We start from the raw sequence: 23,675 nt of genomic DNA, 5'->3' as shown, positions 1-23,675 counted from the left end.
AATTTAGAAAATAGTTAAATTTATTTGCAGTTATTCATATTTTCATTGTACCGAATTAATCATGGAGCGCGCGTTTAGAGGGATATCATTTAAGTTCTTTATCAGTTTTATGGCCATTGCTGTGTTGCCTTTACTGAGTTTTGCCTATTGGCAGAATGACCCGAGTAATGAATTAATGGATGCATTTAAGAACAATAACGCAAAAGGTATCTCCGCTTATTTTGGACAGAACGTTTCCTTATCGATTAAAAACGATTCTGGCCATTACTCTAAATTTCAAGCAGAATTAATGTTGAGTGATTTTTTTAGGTCCAATAAGACCCAGGATATTAAAAAAGTTCAACAGACAAACCGTAATAATTCCAGTTTCTATATTGTATATCAATTAAAGTCAAGTTCAGGTACTTATCGATTGTTTTTTAAGTTTAATCATATCGATGGTGAATCCCAAATCACTGAACTCCGAATAGAATAACTTTGAATTTTTCTTAGTTATAGTTTCCATATAAATTTATTTTTCTTCATCTTCGCTTAATTTTATGTTGCTTAATGGAGAGAGAATTTAAAGAAAAGTTATTGCAATTTGTAAAAGAGGCATTTATCGAAGATGTGGGTGCAGGAGACTTTACAACATTATCTACTATTGAAGAAGCACAGTTAGGCGAAGCACAGCTTTTAGTAAAAGATGATGGTGTTTTGGCCGGAATTGATGTTGCTGAAGAAATATTCCAATACCTAGATTCAACATTACAATTCGAGAAAATCCTTGCAGATGGAGCCTCTGTAAAAAAAGGGGATATTGCCTTTAAACTAAGAGGAAAGATCCATACCATCTTAAAAGGAGAGCGTTTGGTGTTAAACATCATGCAACGCATGTCTGGAATTGCAACTCAAACTGCAAAATATGTTTCTGCAGTTTCAGGAACTGGTGCGAAAGTATTGGATACCCGTAAAACGACACCTTTATTACGTTTCTTAGAGAAACGAGCTGTAGAGATTGGCGGAGGAGTAAACCATCGCTTCGGTCTATATGATATGATTTTGATTAAAGACAATCATGTGGATTATGCGGGAGGAATCAGTGAAGCCGTTAATGGTGCATTCACGTATAAAAAAGAAAATCATCTAGACATTCCAATTGAAGTTGAGGTTAGAAACTTTGATGAATTGAAAGAAGTTCTAAGTTTAGAACGTGTCAATCGAGTAATGTTCGATAATTTCACTCCTGCGCAAGTTAAGGAAGCTGTCGAACTGGTTGCAGGTCGATTGGTTACCGAAGCATCGGGAGGTATTACTCTAGATAGCATTGCAGATTATGCACAAGCTGGTGTAGATTTCATTTCTGTTGGCGCATTAACTCACTCTGTTAAGAGTTTGGATTTGAGCCTAAAAGCTAAACTTATTTAGTAAATTACGGAATATGATATCAATTTACCTGGTAGGGATTGTAGTTTTAGCATATTTATTTGGTTCTATACCCACTGCTGTGTGGTTTGGTCAGGCATTTTATGGCGTTGATGTTCGAGAATATGGAAGTGGAAATGCTGGAGCAACCAATACATTTCGTGTTTTAGGTAAAAAAGCGGGGTCAATAGTGATGTTTGTCGATATCCTTAAAGGATGGACAGCCACTAATTTGCCCTTTTTATTAGATAGTTCTATTGTGGGCAATCATGATGCGCCACAATTTGTCAATATTCAATTAGCCCTAGGTGTGATTGCTGTGCTAGGGCACTTGTTTCCCATCTTTGCTGGATTTAGAGGAGGAAAAGGAGTCGCCACCTTATTTGGGATGGTATTGGCTATTCATTGGCCTGCTGCCCTTATGTGTGTTTCGGTCTTCTTAATCGTATTGTTGGTAACACATTATGTATCCCTAAGTTCCATCATGGCTGGATTTACTTTCCCTTTCAGTGTTGCTTTTATTTTTAAAACTACCGTTCCTTCCATTTTATTATATGGCATCGCCATATGTGCTTTAATCCTTGTTACTCACCAAAAAAACATCGAAAGATTGTTGAAAGGACATGAATCCAAGATCTATTTATTCAAGAAAAAATCGAAAGAATAAACTTTTGGGTACAAGTTTTGTTAAGTATATCAAACATAACAGATAAATTTAGATAAACTAATTCATCAACACTTATGAAACGGATTTTTAAATATACGAGCATGTTCCTACTTGGGGTTTCATTAGTAGGATGTGCGACTTCAGCGATTACGGGTCGTAAATACCTGAAGTTAGTAGACCCTAAGGCAGTAAATGATCAAGCTGCATTAGCATACAAAGATTTCTTAAACAAAAACAGTTCAAAAGTAGTTACGGGTACTTCAGCAGCAACACAGGTTAAACGTGTTGGTAATAACATTGCTGCAGCTGCAAACCGTTACTTACAACAACGTGGTCTAGCTGATCAGTTTGACTTCAATTGGGAGTTCAATTTGGTGCAGAGTAATGACGTGAATGCTTGGTGTATGCCAGGTGGTAAAGTTGCTGTGTATACTGGAATTCTTCCAATTGCACAAAACGATGTTGGTCTGGCTACCGTAATGGGGCATGAAATTGCTCACGCTATTGAAGAGCACTCTGTATCTCAAGTTTCAAATGCAATGGCGGCACAATTAGGTGCGCAGGTATTAGGAGCTGCAGGAGCAATGACGGATAACAAATACATTGGTATTATTAACCAATTGTACGGTGTAGGTTATCAAGTTGGTTCATTGAGCTTCTCTAGAAAAGATGAGTTGGCAGCAGATAAAGCGGGCTTAATTCTTATGGCTATGGCTGGATATGATCCAAGTCAAGCTGTTAAATTCTGGGAAAGAATGTCGGCAGGTAAACAAGGGTCGCCTCCTGAATGGTTGAGCACCCACCCTAGTGATGCGAGACGTATTGCGCAATTACAAGCTTTAGTGCCTGAGGCCATGAAATATTATAAGAAATAAGATACCTTTCTCTATAACAATTAAAATCTTAAGAAACAGCATTGAAATACTCAATGCTGTTTTTTTTATGTTATATTAAAAGTGATTAAGCAATCAAATGGGCTTAGAAATGGAATAATTTACGTGTCAGAGAAATAATTTTCATTTTTCTTGTTACGAAATTGAATTTATGACGACCAATTAAAACAGAATCAACAAATAAATTATGGAATTGAACATTAGTAACCTCACTAAAACTTATGATAATGGTGTAAAAGCCTTAGATGACATCAATCTTAATATAGGTCCGGGTATGTTTGGTCTATTAGGACCAAATGGGGCTGGTAAATCATCTTTAATGCGAACCATCGCGACATTACAAGCTCCAGATTCAGGTAGTATACAATTTGGTGATATTGATGTCCTTAAGGATAAAAATGCTTTACGTAGAATATTGGGATATTTACCACAGGAATTTGGTGTTTACCCAAAATTATCAGCCGAGGATCTGTTAAATTACTTTGCGAACTTAAAGGGCATTGCTAATAGTCAGGACCGTAAAAAGATTGTTAAGGAAGTTTTAGAAATTACAAATCTATATGCCTTCAAGAATAAAAGTGTAAGCGGGTATTCTGGAGGGATGAAGCAACGCTTTGGAATTGCTCAAATGCTGTTGAATAATCCTAAGCTTATTATTGTGGATGAACCTACCGCTGGTTTAGATCCAGCTGAGCGTCATCGATTCTTAAATGTATTGCGGGAAATAGGGGCACAACATACGGTTATATTTTCTACCCACATTGTGGATGATGTTCGGGAGTTGTGTCATGAACTGGCGATTATGAACGGAGGAAAAGTGTTATTCCGGGGTTCGTCGGGTGAAGGCACGCAATTATTAGATGGCAAAATCTGGAAGAAGAAAATTGAAAGAGCTGATTTCGATGCGGAGAACGCTAAATTCAATATTATCTCTTCTAATTACAACCAAGATAATACCTTAAATATTCGAGTTTATCACGATCAAAAACCTGATGAAACCTTCGAATATGCTAACCCTATTTTAGAGGATGTCTATTTTGTGGCTTTAAAACAGGATGCTATTCATGTTTAGTACAATCTTCCTTTTTGAAATAAAACGCTGGTTGAAGCAACCTGTGTTTTATGTGTATTGTGCTATATACTTTGGTCTTGCCTTGCTTACCTCCTTGTCAAGTCTAGGTGCTTTTGACGCTGTAACATCTACGACATCAGTACCTGTCTATATCAATGCGCCGATTAATATTGCTGCATTCTTTAATTCCTTTTCCACATTGATTTACTTCTTGCTTCCAACAATAGTTGGAGCATCGGTGGCTAGGGATTATATGTACAATGTCCACACCTTATTATTCTCCTATCCATTAAATAAACCCAGTTATTTAGCAGCTAAGTTTTTAAGTTCCTTGGTCATCGTGACATGTATTGCCTTACTATGTGCCCTAGGATATTATATGGCGCAGCTCTATCCGGGTATTAATGTAAAACTACTAGGACCAAATAATCTTCGTGCTTATATTGAAGGGTTTATGGTGACCATATTTCCAAACTTCTTATTGTTTGGAGCACTTATTTTTGCCTTAGTAACCTTTACTAGAAGTATATATGTAGGTTTTGTGGCGGTATTGATTTTATTGTTGCTTCAGTCTTTATTAGATATGGCAACTAGAAATGTAGACAATCAATACCTTGTTGCTATTTTAGATCCTTTTGGTTTTAAACCTATTGTTTATTATACGAAGTATTGGAGTGTTGCCGAGCGTAATGTTAATTTATTGCCTATAAAAGGCGTTCTATTGTATAATAGATTGGTATGGTTAGGTGTAGCAGCTATTATAATGTTTTTTGTTTACAAGACCTTTAGCTTTTCGCAATCAGCTTTTACTTTTAGACGCTCAAAGAATGGAGAACGAGCAGTTAAAGATAATTTTGGAAGCATCATCAAAATTGATCTACCAAAAGTAAGTTACAGTTATGGATTCTGGGAAAATTTAAAGTTAAGTTGGAGACTTTCTAATATTGACTTTAAGTTTCTAATAAAAAACTGGACCTTTTATATATTAATGGGTTTTGCTTTTCTGTTTGCATTAATAGGTTTATCGGTAAGTAGCCAGCTATATGGTACAAATACCTATCCGATGACTTGGCAAATGATTAATACCATGTCCAGTATGTATGGCTTGTTCCTGATGATCATGGTACTTTTATTTGCTGGTATGCTAATTCAGCGTGCTAGACAAAGTAATATGAACCTCTTAGAAGATGCTACAGCAGTGCCTAATTGGGTGCAATTACTATCGAAGGCTATTGCCTTATACAAATTGGTCTTGTTAGTGTTTTTAGTGTGTATTATTAATGGGGTTGCTTACCAGATCTACCAAGGTTATTTCCAATTCGAATTTGGACAATACTTTTTTAAATTGTTTGTCTTGGATAGTTTGCCATATATCTATTTAATTCTATTCGCACTTTTTGTTCATTCCTTTTTCAAAAACTATTTTATTGGATTTATCCTGTGTTTATTCGTGGTGATAGGTTCTCCATTCTTGCCTAAGATAGGAGTAGAGCAATTGATATTTATTCCAGATGCAGATCCTAGCTATCAATATTCAGATTTAAATGGCTTCGGTAATTTGAGACCATTCCTCTATTACAGATTGTATTGGTTATTATTTGCTGGAGTATTATTTACATTGACTTTGCTGTTCTGGAGAAGAGGTATTCTATCTGGAATTAAAGAACGTCTTAAGTTATTTGTAAAGCGCTTTAAAGCACCAATTGCGGTACCAATGATGTTGTTTTTGATTGCTTTTGTAGGCCTAGGTTATGCTTTCTATTATGAGTCTAATGTTCAGAATCCATATTATTCAGCTAAGGATTATGAGGAGCAGCGTGTAGATTATGAGAAAAAATATAAGCAATATGCTAAACTGACTGCACCGCGATTGACAGACGTGAAGCTAAATGTAGATATGGATCCTAAAAATAGGAACCTATTAGCTAAAGGAACCTTCACTTATAAGAACAAGTCAAATGAAGCCATAGATAGCATTTTCATGAATTACAGTGCTGATAATTTAATCACATCCATATCTTTTAAGAGTGAAGCAAAAGAACTTTTGAAAGATTCGGTGTTGAACGTTAGACTGTATAAATTAGCTCAGCCTCTAGCACCTGGTGATAGTATTCAGGTAGTTTATGAGATTAAGAACAAAGCGCACAATTTTATTCGCGATTATGATCCAGTATTAAGTAATGGAACATTCTTTAATAACAGTATTTTTCCAACTTTGACTTATCAAGAGGGTGCTGAATTAGCTGATAATAATATTCGCTCTAAATATGGTCTTGTACCTAAAGAGCGTATGGCTGATCCTCGCGATAGTACTAAACTAGGTAATACGTACATCTCATCAGATGCAGATTGGATTACCTTTGATGCTGTCTTAAGTACCAATACAGATCAAATAGCAATTGCTCCGGGATATCTTCAAAAAGAGTGGACAGAAGGCGGAAAACGGTATTTCCATTATAAGATGGATGCACCGATTCTAAACTTCTATGCATTTATGTCTGCTGCATATGATGTGAAGAAGGAGAATTATAAGGGTAAGAATCTAGAGATTTATTATTATCCATTGCATACGTTTAATCTGGATCGAATGATGGCATCTATGAAGAAGTCATTAGATTATTATGAAGCGAATTATGGTCCATATCAATTTGACCAGATGCGAGTAATCGAATTCCCTAAAACGATGGGATCCTTCGCTCAGGCATTTGCAAATACGGTTCCTTTCTCAGAAGCTATCGGATTTATTGCAAAGGTTGATGAAGATAATCCCGATGCTGTTGATTATCCTTATTCAGTAACCGCACATGAGTTTGCGCATCAATGGTGGGCTCATCAAGTGATAGGCGCAAATGTAAAAGGGGCTACCATGATGTCGGAGTCTTTGGCGGAGTACAGTTCATTGAAAGTACTTGAGCATACTTATGGTAAAGAACAAATGCGTCGTTATCTGAAAGAATCTTTGGATTCCTATTTACGAAGCAGAGGTGGAGAACGCATAGGAGAGAACCCGCTCATGTTTAATGAAAACCAATCTTATATCCACTATAATAAAGGTTCTTTGGTGATGTATGCCATGAGTCAATTCATGGGTGAGAAGCCATTTAATGATTTCTTAAAGACCTATTTGACCCAGACTGCATTTCAAAATCCGCCATATACAACTTCCATTGAATTTGTAAATCTGTTGAAGACAAAAGTCCCTGATTCCTTGCAATATTTGATTAAGGACATGTTTGAGACAGTGACCTTATATGATAATAAGATAAGTAGTGCCGAAGTTGAACCACTGAAAGGTGGTGGATATGAGCTTACTGTGAAATTCCAACTATCTAAATATAGAGCAGATGCAAAAGGAGAGAAGAGTTTTGAAGATGTAAAGGGTAGTAAACTAACCCAAAAAGTAGGTAAAGAGGAAGTTAATTCATTACCATTGCATGATTATGTGGAATTTACTGTGTTTGGTGAAAAGAAAAATAAGGAAAACCAAAAAACACAGGTAGATAGTCCCATTTATAAGCAATTGCTTAAAATTGATAAGATCTCCAATACGTTAACCATAAAATTAAAAGAAAGACCTACCGAAGTGGGAATTGATCCATACAATGTATTGATTGATACCGATTCTGATGACAATAGGTTCATTATTAAATAACATAATTCTAAAAAGCCTGGTTTACCAGGCTTTTTTGGTCTTTTTAGTACCCATCGAATAAATATGTATCTTTGAATTACTAATCATAAGAAATGCATATACAAGATTTAATCATTAAGGATAAGGAACAAGTTAAGTTAGCTGATATATTTCTAAGTGAATCGAATAGGTCACAAATCAATCAGCTAATAAAAGAGAATCTTTATGCCGAAGATTTAGATCGTTATGGTCTTCCAGTTACCAATAAGGTTTTGCTTTATGGTAGTTCAGGCTGTGGTAAGACCACCAGTGCCAAAGGAATTGCACAGGCTTTGGGAAAACCTTTGGTGATATTGAATTTAAGTAATGTTATCAATGCACGAATAGGTGAAACCTCACAGCATTTGAAACAAGTGTTTGATCGCGCTATCCGTGATAAGGCAGTTCTTTTCTTAGATGAATTTGATCAAATTGGGAAGGCAAGAGGAGAAGATGAAAATGATGTGGGTGAGATGCGAAGATTGGTCAATACTTTAATTCAGTTAATAGACTATTTTCCGATTGATTGTGTATTAATTGCGGCTAGTAACCACGTCGATATAATCGACTCGGCTTTAATTAGACGTTTTCAATTGAGGTTGTCTTATGAGATGCCTTCAACAGAAGCATTGGATGATTATTACGATGCACTATTAGCTAGGTTTCCTGCAGAACTACATCCTTCCAATAGACGATATGGTATTTCCTATGCGGAAGCTAAGGATGAAGCATTAAAGGAGGTGAAATATAAATTGATTCAACAACTAGAACAAGGTTCTAAACCATAATCTAAATGATATAAAAGAAAAGCCTTTCATGATTGTCATGAAAGGCTTTTCTTTTATAATGTAATAAGTTATTAGCTTATTTATACATTTCTTCACGTTGCGCTTGAACAGCTTCTGAATTGATGTACTCATCATAAGTCATTAACTTATCGATGATACCTTTAGGTGTCAACTCAATGATGCGGTTAGCAACAGTTTGTGTCAACTCGTGGTCACGAGATGTAAACAACATCGAACCACGGAAGTCGTTCATACCATTGTTTAGTGCCGTGATAGATTCCAAGTCCAAGTGGTTGGTCGGCTCATCAAATATTAAGAAGTTGGCTCCTTGAAGCATCATTCTAGAGAACATACAACGCATTTTCTCCCCTCCAGATAAGACAGAGCATTTCTTTAATACCTCTTCACCAGAGAATAACATTTTACCTAGGAAACCGCGGATAAATTGCTCATCAGCATCTGGTTTTGTTGTGTAATCACGCAACCAATCAACAAGGTTTTCAGTACGGCCTTCGAAGAATTGCGCATTATCAATAGGCATGTCAGCAGGGGTAATGGTTACTCCCCATTTGAATTCGCCTTTGTAATCTTGGTCTCTTCCTGCAAGGATATTATAGAATGCAGTAGTCACTAAGTTATTTTCAGCTAAAACAGCAATCTTATCACCTTTATTAATCATAAAGCTGATGTCTTTGAAATAAACTTCACCATTAATGGTTTTACCTAATCCTTCAACATTTAAGATTTGATCTCCTGGCTCACGATCCATCAAGTTAAACATGATCGCCGGGTATTTTCTGTTAGAAGGCTTAATCTCATCGATGTTGATTTTATCCAAAGCTTTCTTACGTGAAGTAGCTTGCTTTGATTTAGAGGCGTTGGCAGAGAACCTACGGATAAATTCCTGTAATTCTTTTACCTTATCTTCCATCTTCTTATTTTGATCAGCACGTTGTTTCAATGCTAATTGAGAAGACTCATACCAGAAGCTATAGTTACCTGAATAGATTGACATTTTACCAAAGTCAATATCCACAATATGCGTACATACTGCATCTAAGAAGTGACGGTCGTGAGATACAACCAATACTATTGCTTCATAAGTAGCTAAGAAATCCTCTAACCATGCGATGGTATTAATATCCAAGTCGTTGGTAGGCTCATCCAGAATCAAGATATCCGGATTACCGAAAAGTGCTTGAGCTAATAATACCCTTACCTTTTCATTACCATCTAGTTCTTTAACTAATTTATAGTGTAATTCTTCTTTAATACCTAAGTTACTCAATAGGGTAGCGGCATTGTTTTCCGCATTCCAACCATCCATCTCAGCAAATAAGCTCTCTAATTCTCCAGCACGTTCACCATCAGCATCAGAAAAGTCTTCTTTCATGTAGATAGCGTCCTTTTCTTTCATCACTTTGTAGAGTTCTTGGTTACCCATCATTACCGTTTCAATAACTGTAAATTCATCGAACTCATAGTGGTTCTGTTTCAATACAGACATGCGTTCGCCTGGTGTAAAAGCAACTGAACCAGTAGTTTGGTCTACTTCACCCGAAATAATCTTTAAAAAGGTAGATTTTCCAGCTCCATTAGCACCTATGATACCATAACAATTTCCAGGAGTGAATTTTAAGTTGACATCTTCGAATAGAACACGTTTTCCATAACGAAGGGATAGATTCGATACATTAATCATGCTGCAAAGATACAGTTATTTGTTGAAATTGTGAACGTTAGGACTGGACCAATTTATAGCCTTATGCTTCTTATTTAAGTGCCTTTCTGAGTTTTAAACGAGGCTTCCAGATTTATTTGTAAGAAATAGGAAAAAATTCAAAAATGAGCTAAAACCAATTAATGTTATCTAAGCCAAAATTACATTATTTCCATTTTTATTAACCTTTTTAATTCGTAAAGATAAATTGATAAAATAAATTATAGAATCAATATAGTTTTAAGACAAGATTATCCCGTAACATGTAATATTTAAAGAACAACTAATTATTTTTATGAAAAAAGCATTAATTATTTTACTAGCCGTCCAAGTGTTGATTTTAAGTTCCTGTGGTACGATATTCTCAGGTACAAAGCAATCCGTGCAGATTAGAACCTTTACAGAAGGTGCTAATGTTGAAGTTGATGGAGTCGATCGAGGTGTAACTCCTTTAACTTTAGATTTAAAAAGAGGGTTTAAAAGTCCAGTGATTACTTTGTCAAAAGAAGGTTATCAAAAACAAGAGTTTTATCCTGAACTTACCTTTAACAATGTTTCTTTATTGAACCTTTTTGGGATGTTTGGTTTTGTGATAGATGCTGCTACAGGAGCGATCATGAAATATGACCCTAAGTTCTACGAAGTCAATTTAAAAGAAGAAAGTAAACAATCTAATTTATAAACTCATATTAAGGGGATAATTAAAAGAAGCTGTGTTCTTTTATTGAAGGTTTCAATAGGAGAATACGGCTTTTTATATTTTTTCTAGTGCGCTGGATAAAGCCTTTAAATCCTGTTTCATTAAGTTAATAGTAGATTCCAATTGATCGTACATATCCGCTCGGTTATCCAATTGTTCACTATTATAACGACCTCCTTCACCAAAATATAAATCCAGTAAATCCTTAGTTGATTTTTTATGTATCTGACCAAATCCGGTCCACTTCTCTACAATCTGTTCGCGTAAAGAAGAATGGATGTTATTCTCCGAGCTTTTATAATTAAGGAAATACCATACTGCAGCCGGGAAATTTTGTGATACATCCGCGCCATACCATATATCCTTTAAAGCGTTTCGTTTATGATGAAACTCAATGGATTCATCATTCAAAAGCATCAATACACCAAAAGTAGCTTCCGCCAAACCGGTGGTAATACCTACTGCAGAACTAGCTTTCTCATTTTTAATCACTCCTTCAGTCAGGATTGCTCCCAATGCTCCTACAACAATGGCACTAACCGTTAATCTTGACTCCTTTTCACGCATTCGTCCATTCAGGTAATTCGCAATTTGGCTCGTTCTTTCTTCTTCACAATCCATCTCGGAGGAGATGGCGGAGATCTCTAAGGAGGACATATTTATCCGATGATCAATTTCCTGCTTCAGCTCTAGGATTTTCAACCTGTAATTCAAATCATCGGGCTTAGGATTTGCTCTCAATTCTGCAAATTGGGTGATACTTTGCAAGATGCCAATAGCATTAGCCATATTAAGATTAGTAAAACTTAATTTGTCCTTCAATAAAGGAGAAAGAGATTGTTCGTGTAAGGGGATAGGTAAACTATCCACTGAATAGGTATAAATATTCTGTTGGTTACAGTTACTATGTTTCAATAAATCTTTTATCTCCAAGTTTTTTACTGAAGCGCAAGAGGAAAAAAGCCCTATACTAAGAGTTAGTAGCACATAAGATCGAAATAATTGCATAGTTAGCGAGTTAAAATCGACGAATATAGGATAACCCTATTCTAAGGACAAATGTAAAAGATTCTTTAAATATTCCGAGGAATCTGAACAAAAAGAGATTGGATTTCTTGAACTAAAAATTCGGTATTATATAAAAAAAGTCTTTTCTTTACGGATAGATTATGGTAAATCACTTCATAAACCAAATTAATGGATAATTTTATTACGACCCTTTCAAGCCTTGTCTGGTCTGAGGTTTTCATTTATTTATGCCTGATCACTGGGCTATATTTTTCAATTCGTACAGGTTTTTTGCAGGTTACATATTTAAAGGACATGATTCGCTTATTATTTGCGAAGAAGAAATCCGATGAAGGTATCTCATCTTTTCAGGCCTTTGCTTTGGCTATTTCAGGTCGAGTAGGCACTGGAAATATCATAGGAGTGGCTACTGCTATTTTTTATGGTGGTCCAGGTGCTATTTTCTGGATGTGGCTGATTGCCTTTTTAGGTTCTGCATCTGCTTTTGTGGAAGCGAGTTTAGGTCAATTGTATAAAAGGCAAGAAGGAGCTGAGTTTAGAGGTGGACCAGCGTATTACATTGAAAAAGGATTAGGAGTAAAATGGTATGCTGTACTTTTTGCGATATTAACCATCATCAGTGCTGGTTTATTGTTACCTGGTGTACAAAGTAATGCGATTGCATCATCTGCTTTCAATGCTTTTGAGATCCCAACAAATTATACGGGGATAGGTATTGTCGTTTTATTGGTGCTGATCATCTTTGGAGGGGTAAAACGTCTTGGTACTGTAGCCGAGTATGTGGTACCATTTATGGCCGGAGGCTATATCTTGATGACCTTGATCATTATAGGCATGAACTTCAAGCAAATCCCTGAAGTGTTTAGTTTGATATTTAGTTCAGCTTTTAGTTTTCATGCTACTTTTGGCGGAATTATAGGAATGGCCATTGCTTGGGGTGTTAAACGTGGTATTTATTCCAATGAAGCTGGTCAAGGTACTGCACCACATGCTGCAGCAGCGGCAGAGGTAAATCACCCAGCACAGCAAGGACTAGTACAAGCCTTTTCGGTTTATGTAGATACCTTATTTGTATGTACAGCTACTGCTTTAATGATTTTGTTTACCGGCATGTATAATGTAACAGAAGTAGATGTAGCAGGAAAACCTACAACCTTCATTACAGAGAATTTACCAGGAGTAGATTATAATGGGTTTACGCAAGCAGCAGTGTCTCATCACTTCCCAGGTTTTGGTAATGAATTTATCGCTATAGCATTGTTTTTCTTTGCCTTCACAACCATTATGGCCTATTTCTATTATGCAGACACGAATATTGCATACTTAATAAAGAATGAGAAGGCCAAGAAGGTAATTGGGTTTTTATTTAAGCTTGTTTTCTTATCCACCGTATATTTTGGTACTGTCCGTACGGCTGAGAAGGCTTGGGCGATAGGGGATATCGGTGTTGGATTAATGGCTTGGGTGAATATTATTGCCATCCTTTTGTTAAGCAAGATTGCCATGAAAGTATGGAAGGATTACAAAACAAAACGTAAGCAAGGGATTGAAGACCCTAGTTTTGATCCTAAAGAAATTGGAATTAAAAACGCAGATTATTGGGAGAATAAATCAGAATAAACCAATCTGTATAAACATAAAAAAGGGACAGTCTTGTTTAAAAGAATGTCCCTTTTTTGTTTTGGCAATACCTTTTGTTTTATCGAATACCAAAACAAGTTGTTGCGAACAATAAAATAAAGGCCACTAAAAGTAAGAGTACCAAAGTGGTCAATGGTGTTCTTTTCATGTTAGTTTATTATTAAGTTTTAAATAGTGATAGTATTAAAGTTACATATATTTTTGTAATCAAAAAATAATAAAATACTGAATATCAATTTTATGCTGTGTGTATTTAACACATTGTGGCAATTAATGAACCATTTTGTGACTGATTTACAGATATTGTATATAATATCTTATTTTTGACCGTTTTTGTGAAATTAATCTAAGCTTTATGAAGAAAGGCAACTTTTGGGCCTTAATACCACTATTATTTTTCGTGGTAGTCTATTTTATCGGATCTTATATTTTAGGCGACTTTTACGCACTACCTGTTTTGGTATTATTTGTAATGGCCCTTTTTGTGGCATTTTTACAATTTCCCAAAGTGCCATTTAATGAAAAGATCAAGAGCTTTGCTAAAGGAGCAGGAGATGAAAATATCCTTATCATGGTGCTTATCTTCCTTTTGGCAGGTGCTTTTGGGGAATTGTCTAAAAATATTGGAGCCATTTCATCTACTATTAACTTTGCACTAACCTATGTTCCTCCACAGTTTGTAGTGGCCGGATTGTTTATGGTGGCCTGTTTCATCTCTACTTCTTTGGGTACATCTGTAGGGACGATTGTTGCGCTTGCGCCTATTGCTGTAGGATTAGAAAATAATATCGAAGGGATCATGGCAATCGCCTTGGCTGCTGTTATAGGTGGAGCTATGTTTGGTGATAACCTCTCCTTTATCTCTGATACGACCATTGCTGCTACTAGAACACAGCATGTTGGCATGAAAGAGAAGTTTCGGGTTAACTTTAAAATGGTTCTTCCAGTCGCTATTTTAGTGTTTATCATCTACTCTCTGATGGGCTGGAATATGCTGGATGGATCCGTTCAAATTAAAGTTGAAGATTATGAGCTCATCAAAATATTCCCTTACATTCTCGTATTTGTATTAGCCCTAGTTGGTTTAAATGTTATTTGGACCTTAGGAATTGGTATTATTGTCGCTGCTCTAATAGGTATATTCACAGGATCCATAGATTTCTTAACCATCTTAAAATCTATCAATGATGGATTTGCAGGCATGTTTGAGTTAAGTGTGCTGTGTTTAATTATCGGTGGAGTTGTTGGCATAATACGTATGAATGGGGGAGTAGATTACCTGCTTCAAATGATTACCCAAAGAATTAACTCTAAAAGAAAAGCTGAATTAGGTATAGCTTTTTTGGTGAGTTTGGTCAATTTGGCTATTGCTAACAATACCATCACTATTGTCATTGTTGGACCTATTGCAAAGGATATATCCGATAAAAATGGATTAGAAGGCAGTAGGGTGGCTAGTATTCTAGATACCGTATCCTGTTTTATTCAGGGGATGGTTCCTTACGGGGCACAGATATTAGCAGCTATGGCTGCTGCAAATATGCTGCTTGCAGATAAACAAATGCCTTTGATGTCACCAATCGATGTAATGCAATATTTATATTATCCATTTTTGATGGGAATTGTAACATTCTTGGTTATTCTTTTAAGAAAGAATAAGGCAACAGCATAACTTACTAGAGTTCATATAAGCAAACAGCACAATAGTAATCCTATTGTGCTGTTTGATTTTATATCATAAGTATCCGGTCTTTACATTTGTTGAATGATACAACCTGGAGTTATGTGGGCATTTAAAGATTTGATATGCAAACTATTTTAAATCCTTAATAATATCCAGAATCAATGGATAAGTATTTTCTTTAACTTTCTTCAATTCTGAAACTTTTAACCATTCCACTTGATCGATATCCTCTTCAACTTGAGGCGTAAGTTTAGGGATTTTATTGACGCCCATATCGTACCATTTGGTCTGTTTAAGCATGAATCTGCCGCGCATATAATAGGTATGATAGGAGGTAGCCACCTTTTTTCCAAGGTAGTTGATTTTAACGCCACATTCTTCTTCGACTTCACGTTTTGCTGTTTCCTTCATTTTCTCACCTTCTTCAACTTTTCCTTTTGGAAGGTCCCATTTACCTAGCCGATGAATAAAAAGGTATTCTCCATTGCCATTTTTTACTAAACCTCCGGCGGCTTTAATTATTTTGGTGTTACTTAGGATATTTTTAAAAACTTTTTGGAAATTCTCGTGTATGTATAGGTACACAGTTTTTTCTTGAAGTTTAGATGATTCGATAAAAAGTTTTTCCAAATCAATGTCTTGTAAACCAATAGTTTGAACATTAACTTTAATATGAGGTACAAAATCTGCCAAAATTAACAGAGATTGGTTCATATAAATTTTATAAATTTGTGCCATGAATTATTTAAATGAGGTTGAACAAAAAGTTGCTGAATCCTTATTGCAAATTAAAGCAATAAAATTACAACCTAAAAGTCCTTTTACATGGGCCTCTGGGTGGAAGTCACCAATTTACTGTGATAACCGTGTAACTTTATCTCATCCTGCTATCCGTACCTATATTAGACAGAAATTATCTCAATTAATTCAAGATGAGTTTGGATCTGTAGATATGATCTCCGGGGTTGCCACTGCAGGCATTCCTCAAGGTGTGCTTGTGGCACAAGATTTAGGCTTACCATTCTCTTATGTACGCAGCAGTGCGAAAGATCATGGTCGTCAAAACCTAATTGAAGGTGAAGTGATCAGTGGACAACGTGTGGTTGTGGTAGAAGATCTTGTATCAACAGGTAAGAGCAGCTTGGTTGCTGTAAAAGCATTGCGTGAGGCAGGCTGTAATGTTGTTGGTTTAGTATCTATCTTTACATATGGCTTCGACGAAGCGCGTAAGAACTTTGAAGATGCTAAATGTACCTTCCATAGCTTGTGTAATTACGAAGCTTTAGTGCGTGTAGCAGCTACGAACAGCTATATTAAAGAATCGGAGATTGAGTTATTAGAGAAATGGCGTCAAGATCCTGCAAACTGGAACCCAGAATTAGTATAATATGACCGTAATTCAAAATTCAACCCTAATCAACAAACCGCTTAGTGAGGTATACCAGTTCTTAGCGGACATGAACAATCATGAGCAATTAATGCCTGAGAATATCTATAACTGGACTTCAACGCAAGATGAAGCTCGTTTTACGATTAAGAACATGGCTAAGTTAGCTTTGAAAATTAGTGAGCGTATCGAAGATAAAGAATTGGTAAGTGTTCCTGTTGAGGAAGCTCCTTTTCCGATTACGCTTCGTTGGAAAATCGATCCGGATAGTGATACTGTAACAAAAGCAACCTTTATCATCGAAGCAGAGTTAAACATGATGATGAAAATGATGGCCTCTGGACCACTTCAAAAATTAGTGGATTTCCAAGTTAACCGTCTTAAAGAAGTATTAGGATAGTCTTTTTGATTTAAGATATATAAAAAAAGCAGCCAATCGGCTGCTTTTTTCATTACTTAATAAATATATCTTTAGAAAGAAAAAGATACATGTGTTAATAGACGATTTCCAGCATCTACTCGTCCCTGACCCAAATTCTGATGCATTGGTGTCTGAAAGGATACCCCTACAGACAGCCTTTTGATATTAGCCTCTAAACCGGCTGTCGCATTTACTATATTTCCACCTGTCTCGTTTACCAAAAAGGAATTGTTATGGTCCTTTTGCTGATTTTCAAAATTGACTCCAGCATTTGGTGCAATACGGATCTCATTTCCTAAAGCAATCTTATAATAGGCGGATGCATTTGCAGCCAATTTATTTCCATAACGGTATTGATCTTTATTCTTTGTATTGATTTTGTAACTGGCATTGGCATTTACGCCAAAATCTTGAATACGAAAATCATACATGACACTTGGAATGAAGTCAAAAGAACCAGTACCCAATTGAAAGATGTTGGGTGAAATAGCCATCGCATTATTTTGCTCCTGCACATCGTATTTTCCGGTGGCAAGTTTTAACCCCAATCCTGCCCATAGGGAATGTACGATCATTTTATTGCTGGAATTGCTTTTTGCAGAACTAAATACTTGGTAGTAACCATTCACGACAACATCACTTAAGCCATCTTTTTTTCTTAATAAATCGCTTCCTGAAGTGTATTTTTCATTAAAGCTATAGGGTATAATGGCTAAGACCCGCCAACGATCACTAATATTCCAGGCGCCCCATAGCTCTGTAGAGCGATAAGTTTCGTCAGTTGTCAATGCTGTTCTTTGTCCATTGATATCCAATTGGGTGGTGATCTTATTCAACTGAAATCGTAAGCCAAGAAATCTTTTATTAAAGTCGGGGAGGAGTCCGATATAATATCCACCTACTCCACAGCCACAGATATCACATGCTTTCGCATAGGTGAAGCCAGCGAGTAAGAAGATTAATACGATGAATTTTTTCATTAGAATTCGTGAAATAAAGTGTTGTTAATAAATTTTTCGTCGTTTAAGGTGTTCAAGAAGGCCATTAACTGATCAACCTCTGAATCAGAAAGTTCGATTTTCATTTCTTTCCTTAAGATTGGATCTAAATTTTTAGTATTCTGTATATCACGACGATAGTGGTTTATGACCGCTTCCAGCGTTCTTAATTGACCATCATGCATATATGGAGGAGAATATTTCAAATTCCTTAAACTAGGAACCTTAAATTTTAAGCGATCTTCCTCTAATTGCGATATTTCAAATCGTCCTTGATCCTCAAATGAGTTTTCTCCGAGACCATTGTCCCGATAGCTACCATCCGTAAATAGTGGCTCCTGATGACAGGTACTGCACTTTGCTTGATAAATGGCATAACCTTTTTGCTCTTCGGCGCTAAAGCTTGTCTCCTTACGCTGAACCTGGTCGTATTTGGAATTATCCGAAATCAACAAAGTCATAAACTGCGACATGGCTTTGAACATATTGATGGAATTGATCTCTTCCGTTCCAAAAACTTTCTTGAATTCAGCTCGATAGGAAGGGATTTTGTTCAGTTTAGCCAATACATTCACCATCTTCTCGTCCATTTCGACAGGGTTCTCTATTGGGGCAACCGGGAATAGATCCAAATGAAATACTCCACCATCCCAAAAGAACGATTTATTCCAAGCCAAGTTAAATAGAGGCGGGCTATTGCGCGTACCTTGCTTATCATCTATCCCATGACTCACGTCATGTCCATGATGCGTAAAGGCATTCTGTGCTATATGGCAACTACCACAGGAGATAGTATTATCCCGAGATAGAATGGGGTCGTAGAATAGCTTTTTGCCTAACTCAAACCCCTCTTTTGAGATGGGGTTTGAGGCAAAATTGTAAGTAGGCTCTGGAAAATAACTCGGCCTGATAAAGGATTTAAAGGGTTCCTCTATCAACTCATCTGCCTTTTGACAGGCGATGATTAGGCCGAGTATCATACCAAGAACTAAAAAAATATTTTTATTCATTACTTAATTTCTGTTGATTGTGGGTATGATCATGGGTAAACATGCCAGCATAATTGTTGGCAATTTCCTCATTAGGACCACTTACCATAACCACAGGGTTTTTAGCAATGGAAATTTTATTCGGACCATCCAAGGCACGGCCTACATCACACAGCAGGTGAATGTCTGAACTAAAGCCTTGTTTAACTGTTGCTGAACCAGCTTTATTTAAGTCTATGCTGATTTCCTTGATGTTGTTCTTCGTAGGTTTATCATAACCTCCGAATAAACCAATATGGTAAGCAAAACGCTTGTCTTTATTTGGAGAGGCATCTGAAGTACCTTCCATTTTAAAGAAGATATAGCCAGAATTCCAACTCCAATACATGCCAGAAGTTGCGATATCCAATACACCAGTACGTTCTTCAGCCGGAGATTTACTAGTTTCCTGGTCAATACCCAAAGTGAACTCTAACTTCGTGTAATTGCCTTCAGGAGCTTCAAACTTAGGGAATAAGGATTCTGTCTTTTCCGCGTCAATTAAGAAAAATGACTCTTTTTTAGGCACGACATACACTTGACCTTTGTCATCCGTAAGCTTAACATTGCTAACGTAATATTTCATTAAGTCTATCTTGAACTTCTCATTGGAACTATTGGTGTATTCTGTACTGTTAAGTTTTAAGGTTTTACCGCCAACAATGTTGTCGAATTTTAGTTTAACCTGTCCTTTTTTGTTAGAATCGAAAGTAATGTCGTCTTTTTGGCAAGAGAATAAAGTAGTAGCCGCCACGAGGCCACATAGAAAAAGTTTAAATTTCATGTTATATGTTGTATAAAAAAATATTAGTCAATAAGAATGCTGACCGAAGGATATATTCGGACACAATAGATTGGGTAATAAATTTTATACGAGTGGCGGGTGGAAAAGGGTGCCTATTAAGTCTTTAGGGTTTAATTTTGAGCTAAAGAGGTTATAGGGAGTAGTAGGAACTTCAGTACTGATCGGACAAGTTAAGTCAAAATCCATCAGACTAATGAATGAACATTCCTGAAAGTTAACTTTAAAGTTCTCTTGTTCGTGCTCTTGCTGCGCCTTAAGTTTTTTGGCTAAGTAACATTGTCCATGACAATTATTGTTCGCCATTTGACGCTGAACACAGAGATACTTCTCTATATAATTTTGATTGTAGTAGAAGGAGGTACATATCATCATGGTCGCGTTGCTTTGAATAAGCATCACGGGTATGAGTAGATATAATAACCAAGTCTTCATTTCTTCTGCAAATGTAGTCCTTGAATTCTGAAATCAAAAATTTTACAATGAATTAATTTATTAATCGTTTCGGGTATCGGTTGTCAAGGATAGATTTCGTATTTTTGTTGACTTTAGAAAAACATAAATTAAAAAACTAAAATGGAATTGAACCTTAAGCGTCCATTAGCTTTTTTCGATTTGGAAACGACAGGAGTGAATGTGTCGTCTGATCGAATTGTTGAATTGTCTATCCTGAAGGTTTCTCCAGGAGGACTTGAAGAGACGCTTACCTTGAAAGTAAACCCTGAAAGACCTATCCCTGCGGAATCTTCTATGTTTCATGGGATATACGATGAAGATGTGAAAGATCTTCCAACGTTTAAACAACAGGCGAAACAGATTGCAGATTTTATAGCTGATTCGGACCTCGCAGGGTATAACTCCAATAAGTTTGATGTGCCAATGCTTATGGAAGAGTTCCTACGCGCAGGTGTAGATTTCTCCCTTGAAGGGCGTGCTTTTGTAGATGTTCAAAACATCTTCCACCAAATGGAACAAAGAACTCTTAAAGCAGCCTACAAATTTTACTGTGATCAGAATCTAGACAATGCACATACTGCTGAGGCGGACGTTCGTGCTACTTATGAGGTGTTAAAGGCGCAATTGACCAAATATGACGGCGTAGATTACGAGGATAAGCATGGTCAGGTAAGTAAACCGGTGGTAAACGATGTAGAAGCCTTGCATAACTTTACCAACTTGAGTAAACCTGTTGATTTTGCAGGACGATTAGTATACGATGAAGACGGTGATGCAACTATTAATTTCGGGAAACATAAGGGTAGAAAAGTTGTAGAGGTTTTTGATGTAGAACCGAGTTACTATGCATGGATGCAGAATGGTGATTTTCCATTGTATACTAAAAAAGTGTTGGAAAATCTTTGGAATGACCATCGCAATAAGAAACGCGAAACCAGACAACAGGAGCAGTCAGCTCAACCTAGGGTTAGTCGTGAAGAGGCAAAGCCGTATAAAAAAGAGGCTCCGGCTAAGGCAATTACCGATGACATGTTGAAAGGATTAAAAGATAAGTTTAAGAAATAGAACCAATACATATTATGATCAAAACTGAAGAAGCAGTAGAAAGAGTAACCTGTCTGATTATTGGATCAGGTCCTGCTGGATATACTGCAGCAATCTATGCAGCTCGTGCTGACATGAAACCCGTAATGTACACTGGTATGGTACCGGGTGGTCAATTGACACAAACCACAGAAGTGGATAACTTTCCAGGATATCCGAAAGGAATTACTGGTCCCGTAATGATGGAAGATCTTCGTGCTCAAGCAGAACGCTTTGGTACTGATGTTCGTTTCGGATATGCTACAAAAGTAGATTTCTCCAAAGATGGAGGTATACATACAGTAGAGGTTGATGGTGTTAAAACCATTGAGGCTGAGACTGTCATCATAGCTACTGGTGCAACCGCAAAATGGTTAGGACTTGATTCTGAACAAAAGTACAATGGATTCGGAGTTTCTGCATGTGCGGTATGTGATGGATTTTTCTTTAAAGGACAAGACGTTGCTATCGTAGGAGCTGGTGATACCGCTGCTGAAGAAGCAACCTATCTAGCTAAACTTTGCCGTAAAGTATATATGCTTGTTCGTCGCGACGAATTCAGAGCTTCTAAAGCGATGGTTCACCGTGTAATGAACACCGATAATATCGAGGTATTATACAATTCTGAAGCTGAAGAAATCCTTGGCGATGGTCAAGTGGTTACTGGAATCCGTGTTGTTAACAACCAAACGAAAGAAACTCAACATTTGGACATTACTGGTTTCTTCGTAGCAATCGGACATAAACCGAATACAGAGTTGTTCCAAGGAATATTGGATATGGATGAAACTGGCTACTTAAAAACAAAAGCAGATAGTACAGCAACAAATATTCCAGGTGTTTTTGCTTGTGGTGATGTTCAAGATCATGTCTACCGCCAAGCGATTACCGCTGCTGGTACAGGATGTATGTCTGCATTAGAGGCTGAACGCTATTTAATGGCAAAAGCAGATATCGCTTAAGACTTTATCAATATCTAAAAAAGGGGAAACAATTTGTTTCCCCTTTTTTGTGTTTAATAAATAATTTTTAGTTTGTTTTAAACTTTAATAAAGTGTATGTATTGAGTTGTTTATAAGTTTTTTATACCTTAATATGTATTTGAAAATATTCCAACCAATTACAATACTTCAAAATGCTTTAATGCATTCCATATTCCATCATCATCCACCTCATCGGTCGTGTAATCAGCTATTGCTTTTACCTCCGGATTTGCATTACCCATAGCCACACCGATTGCCACATGCTGTAGCATACTGATGTCATTGCCACCATCACCAAATGCCATCGTTTCTGCGATGTCTATTCCAAAATGCTTACAAAAGATATCAATACCAACTTTTTTGCTTAGTCCCTTCGGGTTCACATCTGCAAACAAAGGTGTCCATCTGGAAGCTAGAGAATTCGGCATCACCTTAGCCATAAATTCCTTTTCTTCATCGGGACCTAAGAAAATATTGGTCTGCAAAATGCTGCTGGTATCTACATTATTCATATTGACCAATTTCGGAACCGGTAGATTCAAATGAGCGTACATACCTGCAATTTCCGGCGTAACATCATGTATGGTAATTTCCTGTTCAGACATGAAAGAGAAGCTCAGTGGCTGTTTCTTTGCATAATCCAATACAGACTGTATATCACTAGCATCAATCGCCTGGCGGGAGAGGACTTCGAAATCATGAGTAACACAATATCCACCATTGAAGGTGATATAGCCATCAAAATCTAAAAACTTAATATGATCAATGCTGTTGATGGAACGTCCTGTAGAGACAATGCATTTGATGCCTTTTCTCTGTAATTCTTCGATCGCTTCTATTGTAGATGTTGGGACTTCGTGTGTCTTAAAACTTAATAGTGTGCCGTCAATATCAAAAAATACGGCTTTTATTGTTGGATACTGCATGTTCAAAGGTAAACCTATATAGCTACATAACCACATAATAAACATCATATTTATGTTAAATCATGGCTGAATGCTTCTTTATTCCCGATAGTTTTCATTGGGTTTGCTTCGATACGCCTAGGGAATTTCTTAGGATCTGATAGGGATCTCCTTCGGATCTCGTTCGCTTCTAACCGAACGAGATCCGAAGGAGATCCGAACAAGTTCCGAAGGAGATCCGAAAGAGTACAAAAGAAAACCCTTGGAGAAGACTATATGTCTTATACTGAAATAGGTTTACAGAATTCGAAGAAATTACTGATTGAAGTTTACAAATATATTCT

General features: G+C 36.6%; 22 protein-coding genes. 14 read left to right on the top strand and 8 right to left on the bottom strand.

Annotated features, from left to right (window positions below):
• Window positions 1-61: 61 nt before the first annotated feature.
• The 7 genes from ABD676_RS00110 (at window position 62) to ABD676_RS00080 (ending at window position 8,494) form a co-directional block, all read left to right on the top strand.
• Complete coding sequence (locus tag ABD676_RS00110) at window positions 62-475, top strand: DUF4783 domain-containing protein (protein ID WP_344672650.1); 414 nt, start codon at window positions 62-64, stop codon at window positions 473-475.
• 74 nt (window positions 476-549) lie between these two features.
• On the top strand, window positions 550-1,407 hold the full coding sequence (gene nadC, locus ABD676_RS00105; protein ID WP_344672649.1) for a carboxylating nicotinate-nucleotide diphosphorylase: 858 nt from the start codon (window positions 550-552) through the stop codon (window positions 1,405-1,407).
• Window positions 1,408-1,420: 13 nt separating this feature from the next.
• Window positions 1,421-2,071, top strand: a complete 651-nt coding sequence (gene plsY, locus ABD676_RS00100; protein ID WP_344672648.1) for a glycerol-3-phosphate 1-O-acyltransferase PlsY — start codon at window positions 1,421-1,423, stop codon at window positions 2,069-2,071.
• A 74-nt stretch (window positions 2,072-2,145) separates the two neighbouring features.
• Window positions 2,146-2,946 (top strand): M48 family metallopeptidase, encoded by an 801-nt coding sequence (locus tag ABD676_RS00095; protein ID WP_344672647.1) that lies wholly within the window; start codon window positions 2,146-2,148, stop codon window positions 2,944-2,946.
• A 205-nt stretch (window positions 2,947-3,151) separates the two neighbouring features.
• Complete coding sequence (locus tag ABD676_RS00090) at window positions 3,152-4,036, top strand: ABC transporter ATP-binding protein (RefSeq protein ID WP_344672646.1); 885 nt, start codon at window positions 3,152-3,154, stop codon at window positions 4,034-4,036.
• Window positions 4,029-7,688 carry an ABC transporter permease/M1 family aminopeptidase gene (locus ABD676_RS00085; RefSeq protein ID WP_344672645.1) on the top strand — a complete coding sequence of 1,220 codons (3,660 nt, stop codon included), beginning with the start codon at window positions 4,029-4,031 and terminating at the stop codon, window positions 7,686-7,688. The genes ABD676_RS00090 and ABD676_RS00085 overlap by 8 nt, the downstream gene beginning before the upstream one ends.
• A gap of 92 nt (window positions 7,689-7,780) precedes the next feature.
• Complete coding sequence (locus tag ABD676_RS00080) at window positions 7,781-8,494, top strand: AAA family ATPase (protein WP_344672644.1); 714 nt, start codon at window positions 7,781-7,783, stop codon at window positions 8,492-8,494.
• A 76-nt stretch (window positions 8,495-8,570) separates the two neighbouring features.
• Here the strand turns inward: ABD676_RS00080 and ABD676_RS00075 are convergent, their stop codons facing one another.
• Complete coding sequence (locus ABD676_RS00075; RefSeq protein WP_344672643.1) at window positions 8,571-10,196, bottom strand: ABC-F family ATP-binding cassette domain-containing protein; 1,626 nt, start codon at window positions 10,194-10,196, stop codon at window positions 8,571-8,573.
• A gap of 313 nt (window positions 10,197-10,509) precedes the next feature.
• Here ABD676_RS00075 and ABD676_RS00070 point away from each other — a divergent pair, with 313 nt between their 5' ends.
• The gene (locus ABD676_RS00070; RefSeq protein ID WP_344672642.1) at window positions 10,510-10,896 is read left to right on the top strand and encodes a PEGA domain-containing protein; all 387 of its coding nucleotides are present in this window, start codon (window positions 10,510-10,512) and stop codon (window positions 10,894-10,896) included.
• Window positions 10,897-10,968: 72 nt separating this feature from the next.
• On the opposite strand, the gene ABD676_RS00065 is transcribed toward ABD676_RS00070, so the two are convergent.
• Window positions 10,969-11,847 (bottom strand): hypothetical protein, encoded by an 879-nt coding sequence (locus tag ABD676_RS00065; protein WP_344672641.1) that lies wholly within the window; start codon window positions 11,845-11,847, stop codon window positions 10,969-10,971.
• A gap of 264 nt (window positions 11,848-12,111) precedes the next feature.
• Here ABD676_RS00065 and ABD676_RS00060 point away from each other — a divergent pair, with 264 nt between their 5' ends.
• A complete protein-coding gene (locus ABD676_RS00060; RefSeq protein ID WP_344672640.1) occupies window positions 12,112-13,563 on the top strand; it encodes an alanine/glycine:cation symporter family protein in 1,452 nt (483 codons plus the stop codon).
• A gap of 376 nt (window positions 13,564-13,939) precedes the next feature.
• Window positions 13,940-15,256, top strand: a complete 1,317-nt coding sequence (locus ABD676_RS00055; RefSeq protein WP_344672639.1) for a Na+/H+ antiporter NhaC family protein — start codon at window positions 13,940-13,942, stop codon at window positions 15,254-15,256.
• 141 nt (window positions 15,257-15,397) lie between these two features.
• On the opposite strand, the gene ABD676_RS00050 is transcribed toward ABD676_RS00055, so the two are convergent.
• Entirely contained in the window at window positions 15,398-15,982 is a 585-nt protein-coding gene (locus tag ABD676_RS00050) for an NUDIX hydrolase (RefSeq protein ID WP_344672638.1), read from the bottom strand.
• A 22-nt stretch (window positions 15,983-16,004) separates the two neighbouring features.
• On the opposite strand from ABD676_RS00050, the gene pyrE reads away from it, so the two are divergent.
• Both pyrE and ABD676_RS00040 read left to right on the top strand, forming a co-directional pair.
• Window positions 16,005-16,655, top strand: a complete 651-nt coding sequence (gene pyrE / locus ABD676_RS00045) for an orotate phosphoribosyltransferase (protein WP_344672637.1) — start codon at window positions 16,005-16,007, stop codon at window positions 16,653-16,655.
• Between the two features lies 1 nt (window position 16,656).
• A complete protein-coding gene (locus tag ABD676_RS00040; protein ID WP_344672636.1) occupies window positions 16,657-17,055 on the top strand; it encodes an SRPBCC family protein in 399 nt (132 codons plus the stop codon).
• Window positions 17,056-17,126: 71 nt separating this feature from the next.
• Here the strand turns inward: ABD676_RS00040 and ABD676_RS00035 are convergent, their stop codons facing one another.
• The 4 genes from ABD676_RS00035 to ABD676_RS00020 all read right to left on the bottom strand — a co-directional run bounded on the left by ABD676_RS00035 (window position 17,127) and on the right by ABD676_RS00020 (window position 20,339).
• Entirely contained in the window at window positions 17,127-18,056 is a 930-nt protein-coding gene (locus ABD676_RS00035) for a transporter family protein (protein WP_344672635.1), read from the bottom strand.
• Window positions 18,056-19,084: a cytochrome-c peroxidase gene (locus ABD676_RS00030; RefSeq protein ID WP_344672634.1), complete on the bottom strand. Its 1,029-nt coding sequence runs from the start codon at window positions 19,082-19,084 to the stop codon at window positions 18,056-18,058. The genes ABD676_RS00035 and ABD676_RS00030 overlap by 1 nt, the downstream gene beginning before the upstream one ends.
• Window positions 19,077-19,886 carry an MbnP family protein gene (locus ABD676_RS00025; protein ID WP_344672633.1) on the bottom strand — a complete coding sequence of 270 codons (810 nt, stop codon included), beginning with the start codon at window positions 19,884-19,886 and terminating at the stop codon, window positions 19,077-19,079. The genes ABD676_RS00030 and ABD676_RS00025 overlap by 8 nt, the downstream gene beginning before the upstream one ends.
• Before the next feature lie 84 nt (window positions 19,887-19,970).
• Window positions 19,971-20,339 (bottom strand): hypothetical protein, encoded by a 369-nt coding sequence (locus ABD676_RS00020; RefSeq protein WP_344672632.1) that lies wholly within the window; start codon window positions 20,337-20,339, stop codon window positions 19,971-19,973.
• Between the two features lie 141 nt (window positions 20,340-20,480).
• Between ABD676_RS00020 and ABD676_RS00015 the strand changes: the two genes are divergently transcribed.
• Window positions 20,481-21,425, top strand: coding sequence for an exonuclease domain-containing protein (locus ABD676_RS00015; RefSeq protein ID WP_344672631.1), 945 nt, complete (start codon window positions 20,481-20,483; stop codon window positions 21,423-21,425).
• 14 nt (window positions 21,426-21,439) lie between these two features.
• A complete protein-coding gene (gene trxB, locus ABD676_RS00010) occupies window positions 21,440-22,405 on the top strand; it encodes a thioredoxin-disulfide reductase (protein WP_344672630.1) in 966 nt (321 codons plus the stop codon).
• A gap of 158 nt (window positions 22,406-22,563) precedes the next feature.
• Here the strand turns inward: trxB and ABD676_RS00005 are convergent, their stop codons facing one another.
• The gene (locus ABD676_RS00005) at window positions 22,564-23,352 is read right to left on the bottom strand and encodes a Cof-type HAD-IIB family hydrolase (protein ID WP_344672629.1); all 789 of its coding nucleotides are present in this window, start codon (window positions 23,350-23,352) and stop codon (window positions 22,564-22,566) included.
• Window positions 23,353-23,675: the final 323 nt, after the last annotated feature.

It is taken from the genome of Sphingobacterium kyonggiense, assembly GCF_039536825.1.
GTDB classification, from domain to species: domain Bacteria; phylum Bacteroidota; class Bacteroidia; order Sphingobacteriales; family Sphingobacteriaceae; genus Sphingobacterium; species Sphingobacterium kyonggiense.
This window is presented reverse-complemented; position numbering and strand designations above follow the sequence as displayed.